This window comes from Stenotrophomonas sp. TWI1409 (assembly GCF_039673015.1).
Classification (GTDB): Bacteria; Pseudomonadota; Gammaproteobacteria; order Xanthomonadales; family Xanthomonadaceae; genus Stenotrophomonas; species Stenotrophomonas maltophilia_A.
The window spans coordinates 40,977-63,025 of record NZ_JBDJKU010000022.1; the positions used below are offsets into that span (position 1 = coordinate 40,977).

The window sequence follows — 22,049 nt, forward strand, 5'->3', positions numbered from 1 at the left end:
TTGGGGGATAATGGCGGCTTGCGCAGTTATCCTCCTTTTTGCCGCCCGGCTCGCGCAGGCCGCACGGACGCCTCCTCAGAGCATTTCATGCCCTCCCATTCCGATTCCCGCCGCCTGTCGGGTATGTCGTCTTCCTTTGTTTCCTTCCGCCGCCATCCGCTGGCCCTGGCCTGTGCCGGCCTGGCCCTGGTCGGCAGCTTCGGCGCCGCCGCACAGGACAGCGCGCCGACCCCGACCGGCCTGGACACGATCACCGTGACCGCCGAACACCGTGAGCAGAACCTGCAGGAAGTGCCGGTCTCGGTGGGCGTGGTGCAGGGCGAGCGCATGCGCGACTTCACCGCCGGCGGCGACGACACCCTGCTGGCGCTGTCCGGCCGCGTGCCGAGCCTGTATGCGGAAACCACCACCGGCCGCATCTTCCCGCGCTTCTACATCCGTGGCCTGGGCAACATCGACTTCTACCTCGGTGCCTCGCAGCCGGTGTCGATCATCCAGGACGACGTGGTGCTGGAACACGTGGTGCTGAAGTCCAACCCGGTCTATGACGTGGACCAGGTGGAAGTGCTGCGCGGCCCGCAGGGCTCGCTGTTCGGCCGCAACACCACCGCCGGCATCATCAAGTTCGACACCCTGAAGCCGACCCAGGACTACACCGGCCGTGTCAGCGCCAGCTACGCGTCCTACAACAGCGTGTCGATCGACGGCGGCTTCGGTGGCCCGATCAACGACATCGCCTCGTTCCGTGTGTCGGCCCTGTACCAGCACCGCGACGATTACGTCGACAACACCTACAAGGGCCCGAGCGCCGACGGCACGGTCAGCCCGAAGAAGAACGCCATGGGCGGCTTCGATGACCGCAACGTGCGCGCCCAGCTGCTGCTGACCCCGAGCGACCAGTTCTCGATCCTGGCCTCGGCCCACGCCCGTGATTACGAAGGCACCTCAACCCTGTTCCTGCGCGGTGCGCTGACCAAGGGCTCGAACAAGACCGACGTGCCGCGCGACAAGGTCGCCTACGACGAAGCCGGCAACAACCCGCAGGCGTACAAGACCTATGGCGGTTCGGTGAAGGCGCGTTATGACTTCGGCGCGATCGACTTCACTTCGATCACCGCCTACGAAACCACCTCCGGTTACAGCCGTGGCGACACCGACGGCGGTGCCGCGGTGAACTTCCCGGTCAACGGCGTGCCGAACGGCTACGGCCAGTCGATGGGCCGCATCCGTGACCTGGACCAGTGGACCCAGGAATTCCGCCTGGCCAGCCATGACGACAGCGCCCTGCAGTGGCAGGCCGGTGCGTTCTACTTCAACGGCAGCGACACCACCGACTTCTACCAGCGTGCATGGTTCCTGCAGGGCGCGGCCCGCAACCCGAACAACTGGGTGCGCCTGCGCAACAAGAACACCTCGTGGGCCGGGTTCGGCCAGATCAGCTACGCCTTCACCGACAAGTTCACCGTCACTGCCGGCCTGCGCCAGACCAAGGACGAGAAGCACACCCGCCTGCTGAAGACGGCTGACACTGCCGCTGGCGTGGTCACCTACAAGGGCCGCACCGACGTCAAGATGTCCGACACCACCCCGAGCTGGGATCTGAGCGCGATGTATCAGATCACGCCGGACGTGAGCGTCTACGCCAAGGTCGCACGCGGCTTCCGCGGCCCGACCATCCAGGGCCGTTCGGCGGTGTTCAATGCCGACTTCACCACCGCTGATTCCGAGACCATCCTGTCCTGGGAAGCGGGCGTGAAGAGCAGCCTGTGGGACAACCGCCTGCGCCTGAACGCCACCGCGTTCACCTACACCGTCAACGACATCCAGCTCAACGGCAACGATTCGGACGGCAACGGCGTGCTGTTCAACGCCGACAAGGCCAAGGCCTACGGTTTCGAAGCGGACATGGAGCTGCGTCCGATCCCGAACCTGACCCTGAGCGCCGGCCTGAGCCTGCTGCACAGCGAGATCAAGGACAAGCGCGTGTACGCGCAGGTCTGCGGCCTCAATGGCCAGGTGGTCTGCACCGTCGGCGACCCGACCATCAAGGTCGGTGCCAACACCTTCGCGCAGATCGACGGCAACCCGCTGCCGAACGCGCCGAAGTACAACGTCAACCTGGCGGCCCGCTACGACTTCCCGGTCAGCGACGCCGGCACCATGTTCGTCTCCACCGACTGGAACAAGCAGGGTTACACCAGCTTCGTGCTGTACGACAGCAAGGAGTTCAACTCCAAGGGTGACTTCGAGGGTGGCCTGAAGATCGGCTACTCGGGTAGCTACGGTGCCTACGAAGTGGCGCTGTTCGCGCGCAACATCACCAACGAGAAGAACCTCAAGGGTGTGATCGAGAACTACATGGCCGCGGTCTACAACGAGCCGCGCACCGTCGGTGTCTCGCTGAACATGAACTGGTAAGCCCACCCCGTCGTGTAACGGAAACGGCGCTCATCGAGCGCCGTTTTTCGTTGCTGGTCAGGCATCATCCGTGCTCAAGGCGTGGCGCTGACGCCCTTGCCCAGCGCTGCATCGGACGGCGCACTGGGGCCCAGCACCTGCAGCTGCATCGCCTCCATCCGCTCCAGTACCTTGCGCTGCTTGCCGTTGAGGCCGCGCGAGGTGATTGCGATGTGCTTGCGTGCAGCGTCCAACGGCGCGGGTTGGTAGTGCACCCTGAAGCGGCGCAGGGCGCAGCCCGTCAGCTTGTCGACCGGTGCGCAGTCGTTCGCGTTGAAATCGATATCGCCGTCGGCGGCAACAATGAAGGGGCTGAGCAGGATCTGCCCTTCGTGGGCAGTGAAGGCCAGTGGCGCGTGGGCCTTGGCGATGACCGCCTGGATGCGTACGGCAGGGATGTCTTCAGGGACGATCCTGTCATCCCAGTAGCCTTCGGTGGGGCGCGAGGTTTCATAGTTCTGGGTGCCCCATGCCACGCAGTTGCCGGAAGCCACGTGCACCGAGATGCAGACCTGCTGGGAGTGCTGATCGGTCAGGACGCCCGGTGGTACCCAGACCTTCTTCCAGGAATAGAAACGGTAGTCGACGTCGGCAAGGCGGGTGGCGCCGATGTCCTTCGATACTTCGTCCATGGTCCCCAGCGGCTTCAGCTTGGCCACGCGGGTGTTCAGGCGGTAGTTCTCCGCACCGTTCAGCAGATAGGTGCCCGGCGGAATCAGATGCACCTCGAACACGTCCATCAACACCGTCCGCTGCGGGCCGGTTTCCAGTTCGTTGGTGTTGAACAGCTGCACATAGCCCTGGGAGGGAATGTCCTTGTGCTGGAAGGACACCCGCGTCGAGAACCCGGGCAGGTCGGTCGAGCGGTTGCCCAGATGAAAGCCGGGGACCGGAGAGCCGACGCCTGGCCCGCCGTTGTGCACGACATACGGGGCCGGCACCAGCACGGCAACCAGACCATCGCGGGTGGCACCGTCAATGATGTCCACCAGCTTGGCTGTGTTCTCCTTTTCCTGTGCATAGGAAAGCGGTGCGGCCTGCCCAGCGCATGCCAGGACCAACGGGGTTAGCAGCAGTGCGCAGGCGGTCGCGATCTTGAGGGTCTGCATCGACGTCTCCTTGTCAGTACCGGCAAACCCTAGCACGGCCCCTGCAGGCCTGAGGTGCACGGCGCCGGCGTGGTCCGGCGCCTTGTGCCATCAACGTGCCGGCAGCAGTGCCTGCAGCCGCGACTCCAGTTCCTGCTGGCGCCAGCCGGCCAGTGCTGCCGGCCATTGGCGGCGTTCCAGATAGCTTTCCAGATGCTTGCGAGAGGCCAGCACGCCATCCGGCAGGCCCAGCTCGCGGCTGCGCTCGGCCACCGCGTCTTGAAGCTTCTTCACCGCCTGCTTGTTGCTGTCGTTGGCGGGTAGCGCCAGCGGTGCCCCGGCCTCATCGGCCAGCGGTGTGGACAGCGCCTGCCAGACCGCGCCGGCCAGCTTGCGCGGTGCCTTCGGGAACTGCTCGAACAGCTTGCCTAGCGCAGCCTCGTCGGCCGGTGGCGTGCGCGCCAGGGTGGCGGCCAGTTCGTTGTCCAGGATCCAGCTTCGCGGGCGGTCGCTGTTGCGTGCCTGTACATCACGCCAGCGCAGCAGGCGCAGCAGGCGGTGCTGTGCGGCCGCGTCGAGGAACTGCGCCGAGCGCATCGCCAGATGCGGCCAGCGGTCTTCGTCATTGGCGACGCTGGCCAGCAGGCGCTCGCCATCGTCATGCAGCCACTGCTGGCGGCCGAGTGCCTGCAGCTTGGCATCAATGGCGTCATGCAGCGCGAACAGGTGCTCGACGTCGTCGGCGGCATACTGCAGCTGCGACTCCGAAAGCGGGCGGCGCATCCAGTCCGAACGGGTTTCGCCCTTGGCCAGGGCGACGCCGGTGATTTCCGCCACCAGCTTCTGGTAGCCCATGCCGCCGCCGATGCCGGCCAGCGCAGCACCGATCTGGGTGTCGAACAGTGGTCGCGGCAGCACGCCGCACGCCCACTTGAAGGCGACCAGGTCTTCGCTGGCGCTGTGCATCACCTTGGTGATGGATTCATCGGCCAGCCACGGCGCCAGCGCCTCGGTCATGCCGGGAATCAGCGGGTCGATCAGCAGGATGTCCTGCCCGACCGCCATCTGCACCAGGGCCAGCTGCGGCCAGAAGGTGCGCTCACGGATGAATTCGGTATCCAGGCCGATGCGGGTCGGGCGCTGCTGGAAGTACGCATCCAGCTCGGCGGGGGTGGTGATCCAGGTTGCCACGGGTCAGGGCCTACTACTCGGGTTTGCTCAGGCAGGGGAGAATAGCCTAACGTCGGTGCGCGTCCGTGCCGAAGGAGGCTCTGCTTGCGTTTTTCGTTGTCACCCGTGCTGTGCACCGCCCTGGCCTTGGCCCTGGCCGGCTGCACGCCGTCGCCCCCCACGGCAACGGACCGGAGTGCCGGGGAACAGGCGCGCCCGTCCGCGGACGCAGACAGCGACGAGCGCCCGCAGGCCGGGCAGGGCAGCGTGACCATCGCCGGTGAGGATGCCGCCGAGGATGTACAGCAGTGGACGCCGCCGCGGGTGGACCGCCAGGGCCGCAGCCTGGCCCAGTTGCGCCGCGCCGCCGAGCAGGCGTTCGCCGAAGGACGGCTCTATGAGGATGCCGATGCCGCCATCCCGCTGTGGCTGGCGGTACAGGAAGAGGATCCGGATGACCGCCAGGCCCGCCAAGGCCTGCAGCGCGCCCGCCAGCGCCTGCAGCAGCAGGCGGATGCGTTGCTGGTGCGGCCGCTGAAGCAGCGCGAGGCGCTGGCCGAGGCCAGCCGCCAGGCGCTGGTGTTGCTGACGCTGGCGCCAAAGGACGAAAAGGTGCGTGCGCTGCAGGGACGGGTGGAGCTTGCCCAGCGTGTGGTGGCTTACAACCGCGCCGGCGAAGAGGACCTGCGCTCGGACCGGATCGGCGAGGACGGGGACGGGGCCATCGGCAACTTCCGTGAGGCACTGGCACTGGATGAGGACAACAGCCGCGCACGGCAGGGACTGGCCGCGGCCGAAAGTGGACTGATCCGCCGCGCCGAAGACGCGGCACGCACGCGTGATTTCGCCAGCGCCGGCAGCTGGCTGGCCGAAGCGAGCAAGGTGCGCGACTCGTCGCCCACCATCGCCGACGCGTTCGAGCGCATCGAGCAGATCCGTGCGGCGGCATTGCTGCAGCTGCGCGATGACGGCCTGCGCGACCTGTCCACGCCGCAGGGCCTGAAGCCGGCGCGCGAGAAACTGGCCGAGGCCCTGCGCATCGCCCTGCCGGGAGACGCGGTGGTGGCCCAGCTGCGTGAGCGTATCGACCTGGCCACCCACTACGGCAGCTTCCGCCCGGGCCAGGTGTTCAGCGACGCCATGCGCGATGGCGGACGCGGGCCGCAGATGGTGGTGGTGCCGCATGGCGGTTTCCAGATGGGCGCCGGCGATGCCGAGCCGGGCTCGAGCGATGCCGAGCGACCATCGCACTATGTGCGCTTTGATCGAGGCTTTGCGATGGCGATCACCGAGGTCACGGTCAGCGATTTCCAGCGCTACGTGAAGGCGACCAATGCGCGCCCACGGGCGACGCGGCGCGGCCATTCGGTGGTCTATGACGAACGCAGCGGCAACTTCATCCGCCGCAGCGGCGTGGACTGGCGCTCGGATTACGACGGTGGCCGCGCGATGGCCAATTCGCCGGTGATGCACGTCAGCATCCGCGATGCCGAAAACTATGCGGCGTGGTTGTCCGAGCAGACCGGGCGCAGCTACCGGTTGCCCAGTGAAGCAGAGTTCGAGTACGCGCTGCGCGGTGGCAGCAGTGGTCGCTACCCCTGGGGCGATGCCGGCACGCCGCCGCCGGGCAGCGGCAATTTCACCGGCAGCAAGGACGTGTCGCCGTCCGGGCGGCATTGGCACAACGCCTTCATCGGCTATGGCGATGGCTGGTGGGGGCCGGCACCGGTAGGGAGTTTCCAGGCCAATGCCTTCGGCCTGCACGACATGGGCGGCAATCTCAGCGAATGGGTGGCCGATTGCTGGCATGCCAGCTACCGGCGCGCGCCCTCCGATGGCGCCGCCTGGTTCAACCCGGGCTGCCGCGCACGGGTGATCCGGGGCGGCAACTGGGCCAATGCGCCGGAGCAGACCCGTGCCGCCTGGCGGCAATCCCAGGACTCGGATACCACCAACGCGCGCATCGGCTTCCGCCTGGTACGCGGCATCTGATCGGCGGCCGGCTTCACCCGTTGCTGGCATCGGCGCACTAAGATTGCGCCGTGCCCGCCGGCCGGCGGGGCCCGCTGGAAGCCGACCCGATGCGCAATGATCCCTTCTCCCGCTCGCCGCAAGGCCCACAACGGCGCGGCCTGTTCGGCAACATCCGCTGGTGGGTGCTATTGCTGGCCGCTGGCTATGCGGTCTTCTACTGGTTTTCCAACCGCACGGTGGATCCGTATACCGGCGAGAAGGTGATGATCGACAGCAGCCTGGATGCGCGGCAGGAGACCGCTTTGGGGCTGCAGGCCTACCAGCAGATCCTGTCGCAGGAACGGCCGATGGATCCCAATGCGCCGATCGCGCGCGATGTGCGCGACATCGCCCAGCGGTTGATTGCCAAGGTCGATGTGGTGGAGACCGCGCTGGCCCAGGAGCACGGCGTGCAGCCGGCGCATTTCGCGCGGGATTTCCAGTGGGAAGTGAATGTGATCCCATCCGAGCAGGCCAACGCGTTCTGCCTGCCGGGCGGCAAGATGGCGGTCTACACCGGGCTGGTGCCGGTGGCGCGGACCCGTGATGCGATGGCGGTGGTGATGGGCCATGAGATTGCCCATGCGCTGCTGCGCCACGGTGCACAGCGCATGGCCCAGCAGAAGCTGACCCAGATCGGGCAGATGGCCGGCGCCGCCAGCGGCATGGATGCACAGCAGCAACAGATGATGATGTCGGCGATGGGTTATGGGTATCTGCTGCCGTATGCGCGCAGCCACGAGACGCAGGCCGATGAAGTGGGGCTGATGCTGGCCGCAGCGGCGTGCTTCGATCCACGCGAGGCGGTGCCGCTGTGGCAGCGCATGGGCCAGGCCAGCGGTGGCCAGGCGCCGCCGGAATTCTCCTCGACCCATCCCAACCCGGGTACCCGCATCCAGAACCTGCAGGCGTTGATGCCGAAGGCACTCGAATACCGGCAGAAGTTCTGCGAGCAGGCAAAGTAGAGGGTTGTTCGGCAGGGCTGCGCCCTGCACCTGCCGAAGCAACAGCAACAGCGTGCATTCCGTGGGATGGCGGGGTGGGTCCGGTTGCGGGGGCCGCTGCAAGTACGTCCATGTAAGCTCGGTCGCCGCATCCATGCGGCTCACGCCCCCGCAACCGGACCCACCCCGCCTTCGACAGATTCTCGCAATCTGTTCGCTCTTCTGTAGAGCCGAGCCATGCTCGGCTCAAATCGTTCCGATATCGAAATATTCGATTCCGATGGAGATTCATCCACGCATGCGTGGATCTACCGTGTCGACCAAGGTCGACAACTACCAACAGCCTCCGGAATCTGTCAGAGGCGGGGCGGTGTGGTTGTGCAGGACCGTTGGCGCCATGGATGGCGCCATCGAGCCCCCATGGGTGAGGGCGCTTCGTTTGCGAAGCACTGCTTCGCAAGCGCCCGAACGCACAGCCGCCAGCGGCTGGGCCGGACCGCGGAGCGGGGTTTACGGCGTGTCCTGCACAGCCACACCGCCCCGCCATCCCACGGAATACCAGCTTTGGCTGTTGCTTCGGCTGTTGCTGTTGCTTGAACGCTTCTGCAGGTGCAGGGCGCAGCCCTGCCGAACACCCCTTTACTTGACCTGCACCTCGATCACGCCGTCGCCAACGCGGGCCTGCAGGGCGTCACCCGGCTGCACCTGGTCGACGTGCCGCACCAGGGCACCATCGTCACTGCGGGTCAGGATGCTGTAGCCACGCGCCACGGTCGCCAGCGGGCTGACGGCTTCCAGCGAACGCGCCAGCCCGCGCAGGCGCAGTGCATCGCGTTCCAGCAGACGCTGCATCGCAATCTGCGGGCGCCCGCGCAGGGCTGCCAGGCGGCGCTGCATCGCGTCGAGCTGGCGTTGCGGATGGTGCCCGCGCAGCACTGCCGCCGCATGGCGCAGGCGCGCGGCACGGCGTTCCTGTTGCTGGTTGAAGGCGGCATGCAGGCGCCGACCCAGATCCAGTTGGCGGCGGCGCAGCAGGTCCAGCCGCGCCTGCGGGCTCTGTGCGTTCAGGCGCAGCAGGGCACGATCGGCGCGCTGCATCGCCTGCTGCATCGCATGCCGTTGCAACTGCACCATGCGGGCGGCCGTGCGGCGCAGGCGCAGGGCCAGTTCGCGCTGGTCGGGTACCAGCAGCTCGGCCGCCACCGACGGCGTCGGTGCGCGCAGGTCGGCGGCAAAATCGCTGAGGCTGAAGTCGGTTTCGTGGCCCACCGCCGACACCACCGGGGTGCGGCTGGCGGCGATCGCTCGGGCCAGGGCTTCATCGTTGAAGGCCCACAGGTCTTCCAGCGAGCCGCCGCCGCGGGTCAGCAGGATCACGTCGTAGCGGCCACTGGCGTCGGCGGCCTGCAGCAGGCGGGTGATCTGCGCGGCGGCACTGCTGCCCTGGACCAGGGTCGGCAGCAGGTCCACTTCCAGCAGCGGGAAGCGGCGGCCGAGCACGCTCAGCACGTCGCGTACGGCGGCACCGGTGGGCGAGGTGATCACTGCCAGGCGCTGCACGTGCGCCGGCAGCGGCCGCTTGCGTGCGGGGTCGAACAGGCCCTCGGCCTCCAGGCGTGCCTTCAACTCCTCGAAGGCGCGGCGCAGTGCGCCTTCGCCGGCTTCTTCCATGTGGTCCAGCACCATCTGGTACTCGCCACGGGCGTCGTACAGCGTCACCTTGCCGCGCACCAGCACGCGCATGCCTTCGCGCGGCACGAACTTCAGGTACTGCGCCTTCATCCGGAACATCGCCGCGCGCAGCTGCGCACGTGCGTCCTTCAGGGTGAAATACAGGTGCCCGGAGGCAGGGCGCGCCACGCTGCCCAGTTCGGCCTCGACCCAGATCGCCGGGAAGCTGCCTTCCAGCAGGTCGCGGGCCAGGGTGTTGAGCTGGCTGGGGGTGAGGATGTCGTTGTTGCGTGGCTGCATGGGAACGGCGTGCTGCGGGCGGAACGGGGGCTCAGGATCGCACGTCAGCGCACCGTATGCTGGCCCAGCGCCCACTGCACGTGTTCACGCACCAGCGGCGAGGGATCATCGATGCGGGTGTGCAATGCGGCGAGCGCTTCGGCCGAGGGCGGTGCATTGCCCAGTGCCACGGCGATGTTGCGCAGCCAGCGCTCGTGGCCGCTGCGCCGGATCGGGCTGCCTTCGGTGCGGCGCAGGAACTCGGCTTCATCCCAGGCGAACAGCTGGTCCAGCCGCGCGGTATCGAGGTTGTTGCGCGCGCGGAAGTCGGCTTCGTCGGTACGCTTGGCGAACTTGTTCCAGGGGCAGACCAGCTGGCAGTCATCACAGCCGTAGATGCGGTTGCCGATCAACGGCCGCATCTCTTCGGGAATGGCGCCGTCGTGCTCGATGGTCAGGTAGGAGATACAGCGCCGCGCGTCCAGCCGCTGAGGGCCGGTGATGGCCTGGGTCGGGCAGACATCGATGCAGCGCGTGCAGGTACCGCAGTGTGCTGTGGCCGCTGCATCGATCGGCAGCGGGATATCGATGTAGATCTCGCCGATGAAGAACCAGGAGCCGCCATGGCGATCGATCAGGCAGGTGTGCTTGCCGATCCAGCCCAGGCCGGCATTGCGCGCCAGTGCGCGTTCCAGCACGGGCGCCGAATCGACGAACACGCGGTAGCCCAGCGGTGCCACTTCATCGTTGATCTGCGTGGCCAGCTTCTGCAGGCGGTTGCGCATCAGCTTGTGGTAGTCGCGGCCCAAGGCGTAACGGGCCACGTAGGCGCGGCCCGGGTCGGCCAGGGTTGCCCAGGCTTCGGTGTCGTCCTTGTGGCTGTAGTCCATGCCTACCGAGATCACCCGTACGGTGCCGGGCAGCAGCTCGGCCGGGCGCGCGCGCAGGGTGCCGTGGCGCGCCATCCAGTCCATCGTGCCGTACAGGCCCTGGCCCAGCCAGTCGGCCAGGTGCGCCTCATCCTCGCCCAGCTCGATGCCGGCGATACCGCAGCGCTGGAAGCCATGCGCACGGGCGAGTTCACGGATGCGCTGCACGGCCTGGGCCGGATCGACAGGGATGGGGGCGGGGGACATGTGCACCAGTATAAAATCCCTGCATGGCCAACCTTGCCGATCTTTTCGATTCCGCTGCCGCGCGTGCGCTTGATGCGCAGGCCTCGGCGCTGGCCGCAGAGGGCGGTTGGGGCCTGATGGCACAGGCCGGCCAAGCCGCCTGGCAGTGCCTGCTGCAGCATTGGCCGCAGGCGCAGCGGATCGGCGTGGTGGTTGGTGCGGGCAACAACGGCGGCGACGGCCATGTGCTGGCCCGCCATGCGCTGCAGGCCGGACGTGAGGTGACGGTGATCGCCTTGCCGGGTAAGCCACCGTCAACCGCGCTGGCACAGCGTGCAGCATCGGAATTCACATCCGACGGCGGCACCCTCACCGATTTCGACGGCGCGCTTCCCGAGGCCGATATCTGGGTCGATGCCCTGTTCGGGCTGGGCTTCGATCGCGTGCCGGAGGGCGTGGCGCGGACGCTGATTGCCGCGCTCAACGCGCAGGCGGCACCGGTTCTGGCGCTGGACGTCCCCAGTGGCGTGGATGCCGACCGCGGCGCCGTACCGGGCGAGGCGGTGAGGGCGGCGCTGACCGTGCAGTTCATCGTGCCGCATCGCGGGCTGTACACCGGCGATGCGCTGGACCATTGCGGGCGGAAGGCGCTGGCGCCGCTGCAGCTACCCGCGGCCGCATGGCAGGGCGTGTCACCCGCTGCGCAGCTCTGGACGCAGGTGCGCCTGCCAGCCCTGCTGCCGCCGCGCCGCACCAATGCCCACAAGGGCGAATCCGGGCACGTGCTGTGCGTCGGCGGCAACCATGGCAGCGGCGGCGCCATCGCCATGGCGGCTGAAGCGGCGTTGCGCGCGGGTGCTGGATTGCTGAGCCTGGGCACCCGCCGCGACCACGTTGGCCCGTTGCTGGCTCGGCTGCCCGAGGCCATGACCCATGCACTGGAAGATGGTGACGCGCTGCCGGCACTGCTGGACAAGGCCACGGTGGTGGCGATCGGCCCCGGTCTGGGCCAGGACGAATGGGCGCGCGCACTGTTTGCGCGGGTGCTGGCCAGCGCCAGGCCACTGGTGGTCGATGCCGATGCACTGAACCTGCTGGCGCAGGATCCGCGCGCGCTGCCCGACGCCATCCTTACGCCACACCCGGGCGAGGCCGCGCGCCTGCTGGGTTGCAGCACGTCTGACATCCAGGCCGATCGCTTCACCTGCGCGCAGGCACTGGCCGAGCGCTTCCACGCCGTGGTGGTGCTGAAGGGCGCCGGCAGCATCGTCGCAGCGCCGGGGCAACGGCCACGACTGATTGCGGCTGGTAATCCCGGCATGGCCGTGGGTGGCATGGGAGACCTGCTGACAGGCATCATCGCCAGCCTGCGTGGGCAAGGCCTGGCCGCCTTCGATGCCGCCGCCGCTGGTGCGCTGTTGCATGCGCTTGCCGGCGACGTCGCTGCCGCCGACGGCGCGCGCGGCCTGCTTCCAACTGATCTGCTGTCGCCGCTGCGGCGACTGGCCAACCCGGAACTTTCCCGATGATCGATTTCTTCCTTGCCGACAGCGATGCCACTGAACTGCTCGGGCAGTGGCTGGCCGCCACCCGACCGCCGCAGGCGCTGGTCGAACTGCGCGGCGACCTGGGCGCCGGCAAATCCACCACCGCCCGCGCACTGCTGCGCGCACTGGGCGTGCAGGGGGCGATCCGCAGCCCGACCTACACCCTGGTCGAGCGCTATCCGCTGGCCAGCGGTGGCGAGGCCTGGCATCTGGATCTGTACCGGATCGGCCAGGCCGGCGAGCTCGATTTTCTCGGACTGGACGAGGGCAGCGCGGTGTTGTGGCTGGTGGAATGGCCGGAACGCGGCGCTGGCGCGCTGCCGCCGACCGACCTAGTGGTGGCGCTGGAGATCGAGGGGCAGGGGCGTCGCGTCCGTCTCACTGGAGCCAGCGACGTCGGACATGTATGGCTGGAACGGCTCCCCCAAGGGGGCGACTTGCAGGCCATTTCTGTCGGCTGACGAGAACAAACACCGGCAGGTTACGGATTATTAAGGAAAAAGGTGTTGCATTCCGTTCAGCGCGGTGATTGAATCCTGAGCCATGCGCCCGGGGAACCGTCTCATTGCCATCTGTGCCGCCGTCGGACTGAGTCTGGCGAGCGTCAGTGCGTGGGCCGGTGAAGTCCGTCAGGTCCTGCTGAATACCGGCGCCACCGGCACCCGTGCCGAGATCTCGCTGGTCGGCAGTGGCGGTTACAAGACCTTGTCGCTGGCCGGACCGAACCGCCTGGTGGTCGATTTCCCGGACTCCAGCGCCATACGCAACCTGAAAATGCCGGCCGCGCAGGGCGTGGTCACGGCGGTGCGTACCGGACAGCCGGTGCCGGGGACCTTCCGTGTCGTTTTCGACCTTGCTGAATCGGTGGCGCCGTTCCGCCCACAGATGCAGCGCGAAGGCAATGAATCCAAGCTGGTGATCGAATGGCCGGGCGATGGCCCGGCCGTGGCCGCCAGCCGCCCGCCAGCGACGCCGGCGACGCCGGCGGTGCAGCCGCAGGCACCGGTCAACACGCCCGCACCGACGCCGGCCGAGAGCGCGCAGTCGCGCAACGACGCCGCGCGCGCCACCGCGCTGTTGACCGCGCAGGTACAGCAGCAGGCCAGCGCCGCCGCTGCCACACCGGCTACTCCGACCCCGGCCCCGTCCACTGCACCGGCCCAGGTCGCGGCAGCGGGCACGGCTGCCAGCAGTACGCCGTCCGCATCGCCGGCTGCGATCCTTGCCGGCCAGCGTACCGCCGCCGTGGTAACCACGCCGCCGGCCACAGCGCCTGCACCGGTTCCGACCACGGTGGTGCCACCACGTCCGGCCATGCCCAGCGATGCCTCGCGCATCCGCATGCAGGCTGGCATGCGCCACCTGGTGGTGGCCATCGATCCGGGCCACGGCGGCCAGGACCCCGGTGCGATCGGCCCGACCGGCAAGCGCGAGAAGGATGTGACCCTGGCCGTAGCGCGTGAGCTGGCCCGCCAGGTCAACGCGACGCCGGGCCTGAAGGCCTACCTGACCCGCGACAGCGACGTGTTCATTCCGCTGCCGATGCGCGCGCAGAAGGCGCGTGCGAACAAGGCCGACATCTTCATTTCGATTCATGCCGACGCGGCGGAAAACCGTTCGGCCACGGGCTCGTCGGTGTACGTGCTGTCGACCAAGGGCGCCTCTTCGCAGCGCGCCCGCTGGCTGGCGGACAAGGAAAACGCGGCCGACCTGGTCGGTGGCGTGCGCCTGCAGCAGACCGAAGGCACGCTCGCCAACGTGCTGCTGGATCTGGCCCAGAGCGGCTACATGAAGGCGTCCGAGGACGCCGCCGGCCATGTGCTGGGCGGCCTGAAGCGGATCGGCAACAACCACAAGCCGAACATCGAGCGCGCCAACTTCGCGGTGCTGCGTACTTCGGACATGCCGGCGATGCTGGTGGAAACCGCGTTCATCTCCAATCCGGATGAAGAGCGCCGCCTGATCGACCCGGCCTACCAGCGCAAGATCGCCGGTGCGGTACTGGACGGCGTGCACACGTTCTTCAGCCGTCAGCCGCCGCCGGGCACGTTGTATGCCGCCCGGGCCCAGGCCGAGATCGACGCCGCCGGCACCATGGCCGGCGGCAGCAAGTAACCCGCCAAAGGCGGGTTACTGCTTTCTGTAGAGTCGAGCGGCGCTCGACCGGGCCTTCCCGGTAGCCCGTCAGTCGAGCATGGCTCGACTCTACCCTCGGCCGCTCCGTTATCATCCCCGCATGACGTCTGCTACCCATCCGCGCCCGATCCGGCCGTTGCCGGAGATCCTCATCAACCAGATCGCCGCTGGCGAAGTGGTCGAACGTCCCGCGTCGGTGGTCAAGGAGCTGGTCGAGAACGCGATCGATGCCGGCGCCAGCCGCGTTGATATCGATCTTGAGGAGGGCGGTGTCCGCCTGATCCGCATCCGTGACAACGGCAGTGGCATCGCACCGGAACAGTTGCCGCTGGCGGTGTCGCGCCACGCCACCAGCAAGATTGCCGATCTGGACGATCTTGAATCGGTGGCCACGCTCGGTTTCCGGGGTGAAGCGCTGCCGTCGATCGCCTCGGTCAGCCGCTTCACCCTGTCCTCGCGTCGCGCACATGACGAACACGGTTCGGCGCTGCAGATCGAAGGCGGCAAGATCGGCGAAGTGACGCCGCGCGCGCATGCGCCGGGCACCACGGTGGAAGTGCGCGAGCTGTTCTACAACGTACCGGCGCGGCGCAAGTTCCTGCGCGCCGAGCGCACCGAGCTGGGCCATATCGAAGAATGGCTGCGTTCGCTGGCGCTGGCGCGGCCGGATGTCGAACTGCGCGTCTCGCACAACGGCAAGGCCTCGCGCCGCTACAAGCCGGGCGATCTGTATTCCGATGCGCGATTGGCCGAAACGCTGGGCGAGGATTTCGCCAACCAGGCCGTTCGCGTCGACCACAGCGGCGCCGGCCTGCGCCTGCACGGCTGGATCGCGCAGCCGCATTATTCGCGCGCCAGCGCCGACCAGCAGTACCTGTACGTCAACGGCCGCTCGGTGCGCGACCGCAGCGTCGCCCATGCGGTGAAGATGGCCTATGGCGATGTGCTGTATCACGGCCGCCAACCGGCCTACGTGCTGTTCCTGGAGCTTGACCCGACCCGCGTCGACGTCAACGTGCACCCGGCCAAGCACGAGGTGCGCTTCCGCGACTCGCGGCTGGTGCATGATTTTGTCTACCGCACGCTGAAGGATGCGCTGGCCGATACCCGCGCCGGCATGTCGGTGCAGGACATCGGCGCCGGCTCCGCGCATCCGGTGGATGCAGGCGCGGCACCGATGCTCTCCAGTGCGGGTGCCTCCGGTTTCGGTCTGGTACGCGGTGCCGCACCGGGGGCCGGTTCGAGTGGTGGCGGTGGTGGATTCTCGGGTTGGCGCCCGCAGCAACCGCTGGGATTGCAGGTGGCCGATGCACCGGCGGCTTACGCCGCGCTGTATGCCGCACCGGCCGGCGCCGAACGCGGTGCTGCGCTGCCGCCGATGCCGACCGAGAACGGGCTGCCGGTCACCAGTGCCGACGCTGGCGTGCCACCGCTGGGCTACGCGATCGCGCAGCTGCATGGCATCTACATCCTGGCCGAGAACGCCGAAGGCCTGATCGTGGTCGACATGCATGCGGCACACGAACGCATCGGTTACGAGCGGCTGAAGAACGCGCACGATGGCATCGGCCTGCAGTCGCAGCCGTTGCTGGTGCCGATCACGCTGGCGGTGGGCGAGCGCGAAGCCGACACCGCCGAGAATGAAAGTGAAACCCTGGCCGCACTCGGCTTCGAAGTGACCCGTGCCGGTCCCGGTGCGCTGCACGTGCGCAGCATTCCGGCGCTGCTGGCGCATGCCGAACCGGAAGGCCTGCTGCGCGACGTGCTGACCGACCTGCGCGAACACGGCCAGAGCCGGCGCGTGGCCAGTGCACGCGACGAACTGCTGTCGACCATGGCCTGCCATGGCGCGGTGCGCGCCAACCGGCGCCTGACCGTGCCGGAAATGAACGCGCTGCTGCGCGACATGGAAATCACCGAGCGGTCCGGCCAGTGCAACCACGGCCGGCCGACCTGGGCCCGTTTTTCGCTGGCGGAGATCGACCGCTGGTTCCTGCGCGGACGTTGAGGGGAGCATCGATGCGTTATCGGGGAATGGGCGGCCTGCTGGCCGCTTTGGTGTTGGCCGCCTGCAGCCCGGCAACGCCGCCGGCACCGGCCTCGGCCGCGGAGGATCCGTCCTATGCCGCCGAGCAGCAGCAGTGGCGGGTGGCACGCTATCAGGACCTGACCCGGCCCGATGGCTGGACCGCGCTGGTCGGCCTGCACTGGCTGCAGAACAAATCCCACTTCGTCGGCAGCGGCGCGACCAATGGCATCCGCCTGGCGGTTGGGCCGGACAAGCTGGGCCTGCTGCGCCGTGAAGGCAGCCAATGGTGGTTCACGCCCGAAGCCGGTGTGGATGTCAGCCATGATGGCCAGCCGGTGCGCGGCCGCATCCGCATCGACACCGACAAGGATGCGCAGCCGACGCTGCTGGCGTTCGATGGCGGCAAAGGCCAGCTCAGCATCATCCGCCGCGGTCCGCGCGATGCGCTGCGGGTCAAGCACGCCGATGCGCCGGCACGTCGCGATTTCGGTGGGCTGGAGTACTGGCCGGGCGGCCCGGACTGGCAGGTGCAGGCGCGCTTCATCGCGCACCCGCCGGGCAAGACCCTGCCCATCGTCGACATCACCGGACTGACTACCGAAATGCCCAATGCCGGCGCGGTCGAGTTCCAGCGTGATGGCCGCAGCTGGCGGCTGGAGGCGATTGGTGCCCCCGGCCAATCGCTGTTCCTGATATTTGCCGACCGCACCAGTGGCCGCGGTAGCTATCCGGCCGGGCGTTACCTGGACACCGACGCGCCGGGCGCCGATGGCACGGTGCGCATCGATTTCAACCATGCCTACAACCCACCGTGTGCGTTCACCGCTTACGCGACCTGCCCGTTGGCGCCACCGGAAAACCGGTTGGACCTGCGCGTGGAAGCGGGCGAGAAGGCCTACCACCTGCCTGAAGGAGAAGGCTGATATGCCGATCAGATCCCTGTTGCGTGCCACCGTTCTGTTGGCGGCCTGTGCGCTGGCACCGCTGGTTGCGGCGCGTACCGTGCAAGCCGATACCGCTGGCGCAGCGGCGGCCAAGCCGCCGGTGCCGTTGCTGTGGAAAGTGACCGGCCCGGGTGAATCGCGCCTCTACCTGCTCGGTTCCTTCCACCTGCTGAAGCCGCAGGATTACCCGTTGTCGCCCGATGTTGAACAGGCGTTCGAGGCCTCGCAGCGGGTCGTGTTCGAACTGTCGCCGGAAGACATGCAGTCGCCACAGCTGGCCAGCCGCATGGTGCAGGCTGCGGTGCGCACCGATGGCAGCGAGCTCAAGCGCGATCTCGATGCCGCGACCTGGCAGAAGCTGCAGGTGTTCGCCACCGAAAACAAGCTGCCGCTGGCGCAGATGCAGGGGATGAAGCCGTGGTTTGTCGGCCTGAGCATTTCGGTCGGGCAGATGCAGAAGCTGGGCCTGGACCCGGCACTGGGCCTGGACCGTCACTTCATGGAGCGTGCGCAGAAGACCGGGCGCAAGACCGCGGGACTGGAAGACATCGACACCCAGATCGGCATGCTTGACGGAATGACGCTGCAGGAACAGCGGCAGATGCTGGCCGAAGCGCTGGACCAGGCCGGCAAGGCCGACGAGCAGGCACGCCAGCTGCACGACGCCTGGCGCCGCGGTGACGAGCGCGTGCTGTGGACCCGGATGGCGGCGGAAATGCGCCAGCAGTATCCGCAGCTGTATCAGCGCATCAACACCGGCCGCAATGACGCCTGGGTGCCGAAACTGCTGCCGTACCTGCAGGCCGGGCAGGGCGGTACGCTGGTGGTGGTCGGCACGCTGCACCTGCTGGGCAGTGATGGCGTGGTCGAGAAGCTGAAGGCGAAGGGCTATAAGGTCGAGCGCGTATGCACGGGGTGCAAGGCGAAACGCTGACATACGGTTGGCGCGATGCCAAACAAAACGGCGCGCCAGTGGCGCGCCGTTTTCGTATCAGCCCTTGCAGCAGCTCAGCGGCGGGTCTTGCCGCCGGTGCCGGTGCCGGGTTCGTTCGGCTTGTTGCCGGTACCTGCGCCGGTTCCGGTTCCGGTGCCGCCCGGACGCGGGCCACCGAAGCCGGTGCCCATGTTGCGCTGGAATTCCTGCCACAGCTCCAGGTTGCGCTCGGTCAGCTGGTTCATCATCGCCCACGGGGTCTGGCCCAGCAGGTTGCCCATCTGCTGGCGGAACTGCTGCTGCTGGTCGAGGAAGACCTGCATGCTGCGCTCCAGGTAATTGCCCATGAAGCCCTGCAGGGAGTCGCCGTAGAAGCGGATCAGCTGGCTCAGCAGCTGGGTGGACAGCATCGGTTCGCCGTCCTGTTCCTGGTCGGCGATGATCTGCAGCAGGACCGATCGCGTGAGGTCGTCGCCGCTCTTGGCGTCGCGGACTTCGAAGTCTTCACCGTCCAGGATCAGCTGGCGCACGTCCTCGATGGTGATGTAGCTGGAGATCTCGGTGTCGTAGAGACGGCGGTTCGGATACTTCTTGATGATGCGGGTCGCAGCCATGAAGCGGTACTCGTCACAGTAGACGCGCAGCATGGCGCAGTGCAGCAGCCGTTGCAACCGCCTCAGCCCCCGCCAGGCTTGGCTTTCGGCGGCGATCATGTTGCGCAACAAGGGTTTGCGTGCTGCGCAGCATGACTCTTGGCAGGGGCCGGCGGCGTTCGCCGCGATGGCCCGCTGCGCGGCTTACCAACCCATATGGTGGCCGCCGTTGATGTCCAGGTTGCTACCGGTGATCCACGAGGCTTCATCGGCGACCAGGAACGAGACGCCGTAGGCGATTTCCTCCGGCTTGCCCAGGCGTCCGGTGGGGATGTCGGCGATGATCTTGGCACGCACCTCCTCCGGCACCGCCATCACCATGTCGGTAGCGACGTAGCCGGGCGAAATCGTGTTGACGGTGATGCCAAAACCGGCGTTCTCGCGGGCCAGCGAGATGGTGAAGCCGTGCATGCCGGCCTTGGCCGCCGCGTAGTTGGCCTGACCGTACTGGCCCTTCAGGCCGTTGATCGAGCTGATCTGGATGACCCGGCCCCAGCCGCGGCGGCGCATGCCCTCGATGACCGGACGGGTGACGTTGAACACCGAATTGAGATTGGTGTTGATCACATCGTGCCACTGGTCCGCGCGCATTCGGTGGAAGGTGGTGTCGCGGGTGATGCCGGCGTTGTTGACCAGGATCTCGACCGGGCCGAGCTCGGCCTCGACCGCGCGCACCATTGCCTCGGCGCTGTCCGGATCGGAGACATCACCCGGGAAGATCGACACGTTGTAGCCGCGTTCGGTCATCGCCTGCAGCCAGGCCCGGGCCTTGGCTTCGTCGCGGTAATTGGTGGCGACCCGGTGGCCCTGGTCGGCCAGGCGTTGGCAGATGGCGGTACCGATGCCGCCGGTTCCGCCGGTGACCAGTGCGACGCGAGATGTCATGGAATGCTGTCCGGGTATCAGGTGGGGGAAGGGTGATTCTGCAACATCGGCGCGGAAAGTGCGCCGGCCGGCAACAGGATGTCGCTACGCGGCAACCGCGCCGGGTCGAAGGCCTGTCGAGCGGCGGCCAGCAGCGCGTCCAGATCGTGTGCCTGCGCCAGCGCCTCAGGGGCTTGGCCGAGCAGCTGCCAGAGCTGGCGCAGCACCGGCAGCGGGCGTGCGCTGTCCACCGGCAGCGACGCCAGCGACTTGGACAGCTTGTGGCCCGGCGCATCGAGCAGTAGCGGCAGGTGCCAGTAGCGCGGTACCGCCAGGCCCAGCGCCTGCTGCAGCAGGATCTGCCGCGCGGTGGAGTCGAGCAGGTCGGCACCGCGCACCACTTCGGTCACCCCCTGCGCGGCGTCATCGACCACCACCGCCAGCTGGTAGGCCCAGCAGCCATCGGCGCGGCGCAGCACGAAGTCGCCGACCTCGGCATGCACGTCCTGCTGCTGCGGGCCGCGCAGGCCATCGTCGAAGTGCACAAGGCTGCCGGGCGGCACGCGGAAGCGGACGGCCGGGTCCGGTCGTGGTTGCCGGGCGACGCAGCGGTGATGGATGCCGCCGCTGGCGGCAAGGTCGCTGCGGCTGCAGTGGCAGACAAAGGCCTGGTCGCTGGCGAGCAGTTCATCCAGCGCGGCCTGGTAGGCCTCGCCGCGCGTGCTCTGCCAGAGTACCGGGCCATCGTGGACCAGGCCGAACGCGGCCAGCGCCTGCAGCTGTGATTCCGCCGCACCGGGCACGGTGCGCGGCGGGTCGACGTCTTCGACGCGCAGCCGCCACAGGCCGCCGTGATGGCGGGCGAGCAGCCAGCTGCCGAAGGCGGCGAGCAGGGATCCGGGGTGGAGCAGGCCGGTCGGCGAAGGGGCGAAACGGCCGCAGGGAATGGGGGAGGTCATGCTGGCTGAATCGTCGGTCAGGTTGGCGCTTGAATTCAAGCTGACCGCACCGCAAATTGATCGATATCGACCCCTTCCGAGCCGGAATTTCCCATGTTCACCCGTATTGCCCTCTTCCTGGCCACGAACTTTGCCGTGCTGATCCTGGCCAGCATCGTGATGTCGCTGTTGGGAACCGACCCCAGCAAGATGAGCGGCCTGCTGATCATGGCCGGCATCTTCGGTTTCGGTGGCTCCTTCATCTCGCTGCTGCTGTCCAAGTGGATGGCCAAGCGCTCCACCGGTGCGGTGGTCATCACCGAGCCGCGCAACCAGACCGAGCGCTGGCTGCTGGCTACCGTCGAGCGCCAGGCCAAGGCGGCCGGCATCGGCATGCCCGAAGTGGCCGTGTATGAAGGTCCGGAGATCAATGCCTTCGCCACCGGTGCCAACCGCAACAACGCGCTGGTCGCGGTGTCCACCGGCCTGCTGCACAACATGAGCGAAGACGAGGCCGAAGCGGTGCTGGGCCACGAGATCGCCCACGTCGCTAACGGTGACATGATCACCATGGCCCTGCTGCAGGGTGTGCTGAACACCTTCGTGATCGTGCTGGCCCGCGTGGTCGGCGGCATCATCGACAGCGCACTGTCGGGCAACCGCGAAGGTGGCGGCCGCGGCTTCGCCTACTACATCATCGTGTTCGTGCTGGAGATGGTGTTCGGCCTGTTCGCCACCATGATCTCGATGTGGTTCTCGCGCCATCGCGAGTTCCGCGCCGACGCAGGCGGTGCCTCGCTGGCCGGCCGCCAGAAGATGATCGCCGCGCTGGAGCGCCTGCAGCTCAACCACGGCCAGAGCACGCTGCCGACGCAGATCGCGGCGTTCGGTATTGCCGGTTCGACCGCGAAGAAGCTGTTCATGAGCCACCCGCCGCTGGAAGAGCGCATCGCCGCGCTGCGGGCGTCGACGGTGGCGTAAGCCTCCGCTTCCAAGGCAGTGCAGGAACGCCTGGCCTCGCGCCGGGCGTTTTTGTTTGCGCGCGCACGCATGGGTGGCACCGGATCGTTTCCGCGCCTGCGGGGAGATGTCACTTTCTTTGCGCGCAAAGAAAGTAACCAAAGAAACGCTCCGCTAGCCGCGAGCCGTCGCTACGCGCCGGTCCCCTGCGCTTCTCGGTGAATCAGGGGGCGGTGCCGAACTCGCTGCGCTCAGACATCGGCACCTCTTCGCCCCTGATTCCCCTGCGATGCTCGGCTCGCTCAAG

The 22,049-nt window shown here is 67.7% G+C and carries 17 protein-coding genes; 10 read left to right on the top strand and 7 right to left on the bottom strand.

The window, feature by feature from the left end:
* Positions 1-87: 87 nt before the first annotated feature.
* Complete coding sequence (locus ABE423_RS09505; RefSeq protein WP_346485845.1) at positions 88-2,418, top strand: TonB-dependent receptor; 2,331 nt, start codon at positions 88-90, stop codon at positions 2,416-2,418.
* A gap of 74 nt (positions 2,419-2,492) precedes the next feature.
* Here ABE423_RS09505 and ABE423_RS09510 read toward each other — a convergent pair whose 3' ends face one another.
* Entirely contained in the window at positions 2,493-3,566 is a 1,074-nt protein-coding gene (locus ABE423_RS09510) for a hypothetical protein (protein WP_032130293.1), read from the bottom strand.
* A gap of 90 nt (positions 3,567-3,656) precedes the next feature.
* A complete protein-coding gene (gene rnd / locus ABE423_RS09515) occupies positions 3,657-4,736 on the bottom strand; it encodes a ribonuclease D (RefSeq protein ID WP_032130292.1) in 1,080 nt (359 codons plus the stop codon).
* Between the two features lie 84 nt (positions 4,737-4,820).
* On the opposite strand from rnd, the gene ABE423_RS09520 reads away from it, so the two are divergent.
* Together ABE423_RS09520 and ABE423_RS09525 are read left to right on the top strand one after the other, a co-directional pair.
* A complete protein-coding gene (locus ABE423_RS09520) occupies positions 4,821-6,707 on the top strand; it encodes a formylglycine-generating enzyme family protein (protein WP_346485847.1) in 1,887 nt (628 codons plus the stop codon).
* A gap of 89 nt (positions 6,708-6,796) precedes the next feature.
* Positions 6,797-7,693 carry a M48 family metallopeptidase gene (locus ABE423_RS09525; protein ID WP_106468687.1) on the top strand — a complete coding sequence of 299 codons (897 nt, stop codon included), beginning with the start codon at positions 6,797-6,799 and terminating at the stop codon, positions 7,691-7,693.
* A 618-nt stretch (positions 7,694-8,311) separates the two neighbouring features.
* Here ABE423_RS09525 and xseA read toward each other — a convergent pair.
* Positions 8,312-9,643: an exodeoxyribonuclease VII large subunit gene (gene xseA / locus ABE423_RS09530; protein ID WP_049463075.1), complete on the bottom strand. Its 1,332-nt coding sequence runs from the start codon at positions 9,641-9,643 to the stop codon at positions 8,312-8,314.
* Between the two features lie 44 nt (positions 9,644-9,687).
* The gene (queG, locus tag ABE423_RS09535; RefSeq protein ID WP_346485850.1) at positions 9,688-10,758 is read right to left on the bottom strand and encodes a tRNA epoxyqueuosine(34) reductase QueG; all 1,071 of its coding nucleotides are present in this window, start codon (positions 10,756-10,758) and stop codon (positions 9,688-9,690) included.
* Between the two features lie 23 nt (positions 10,759-10,781).
* Between queG and ABE423_RS09540 the strand changes: the two genes are divergently transcribed.
* The 6 genes from ABE423_RS09540 (at position 10,782) to ABE423_RS09565 (ending at position 18,327) form a co-directional block, all read left to right on the top strand.
* A complete protein-coding gene (locus ABE423_RS09540; protein WP_346485852.1) occupies positions 10,782-12,266 on the top strand; it encodes an NAD(P)H-hydrate dehydratase in 1,485 nt (494 codons plus the stop codon).
* Positions 12,263-12,745, top strand: a complete 483-nt coding sequence (tsaE, locus tag ABE423_RS09545; RefSeq protein ID WP_253143611.1) for a tRNA (adenosine(37)-N6)-threonylcarbamoyltransferase complex ATPase subunit type 1 TsaE — start codon at positions 12,263-12,265, stop codon at positions 12,743-12,745. Before ABE423_RS09540 ends, tsaE begins: the two co-directional genes overlap by 4 nt.
* Positions 12,746-12,827: 82 nt before the next feature.
* Positions 12,828-14,399 carry an N-acetylmuramoyl-L-alanine amidase gene (locus ABE423_RS09550; RefSeq protein ID WP_125895516.1) on the top strand — a complete coding sequence of 524 codons (1,572 nt, stop codon included), beginning with the start codon at positions 12,828-12,830 and terminating at the stop codon, positions 14,397-14,399.
* A gap of 121 nt (positions 14,400-14,520) precedes the next feature.
* A complete protein-coding gene (gene mutL, locus ABE423_RS09555) occupies positions 14,521-16,428 on the top strand; it encodes a DNA mismatch repair endonuclease MutL (protein WP_121505054.1) in 1,908 nt (635 codons plus the stop codon).
* 11 nt (positions 16,429-16,439) lie between these two features.
* Entirely contained in the window at positions 16,440-17,372 is a 933-nt protein-coding gene (locus tag ABE423_RS09560) for a DUF1684 domain-containing protein (RefSeq protein WP_346485856.1), read from the top strand.
* Between the two features lies 1 nt (position 17,373).
* On the top strand, positions 17,374-18,327 hold the full coding sequence (locus ABE423_RS09565; RefSeq protein ID WP_346485858.1) for a TraB/GumN family protein: 954 nt from the start codon (positions 17,374-17,376) through the stop codon (positions 18,325-18,327).
* 74 nt (positions 18,328-18,401) lie between these two features.
* Here the strand turns inward: ABE423_RS09565 and phaR are convergent, their stop codons facing one another.
* From phaR to gluQRS, 3 genes are all read right to left on the bottom strand, one after another.
* Positions 18,402-18,941 carry a polyhydroxyalkanoate synthesis repressor PhaR gene (gene phaR, locus ABE423_RS09570; RefSeq protein ID WP_032130258.1) on the bottom strand — a complete coding sequence of 180 codons (540 nt, stop codon included), beginning with the start codon at positions 18,939-18,941 and terminating at the stop codon, positions 18,402-18,404.
* A gap of 183 nt (positions 18,942-19,124) precedes the next feature.
* Positions 19,125-19,865 carry a beta-ketoacyl-ACP reductase gene (locus tag ABE423_RS09575; RefSeq protein ID WP_180836674.1) on the bottom strand — a complete coding sequence of 247 codons (741 nt, stop codon included), beginning with the start codon at positions 19,863-19,865 and terminating at the stop codon, positions 19,125-19,127.
* 17 nt (positions 19,866-19,882) lie between these two features.
* Positions 19,883-20,803, bottom strand: a complete 921-nt coding sequence (gene gluQRS, locus ABE423_RS09580; RefSeq protein ID WP_253143610.1) for a tRNA glutamyl-Q(34) synthetase GluQRS — start codon at positions 20,801-20,803, stop codon at positions 19,883-19,885.
* A gap of 93 nt (positions 20,804-20,896) precedes the next feature.
* On the opposite strand from gluQRS, the gene htpX reads away from it, so the two are divergent.
* Positions 20,897-21,763 carry a protease HtpX gene (gene htpX, locus ABE423_RS09585; RefSeq protein WP_049457138.1) on the top strand — a complete coding sequence of 289 codons (867 nt, stop codon included), beginning with the start codon at positions 20,897-20,899 and terminating at the stop codon, positions 21,761-21,763.
* Positions 21,764-22,049 lie beyond the last annotated feature (286 nt).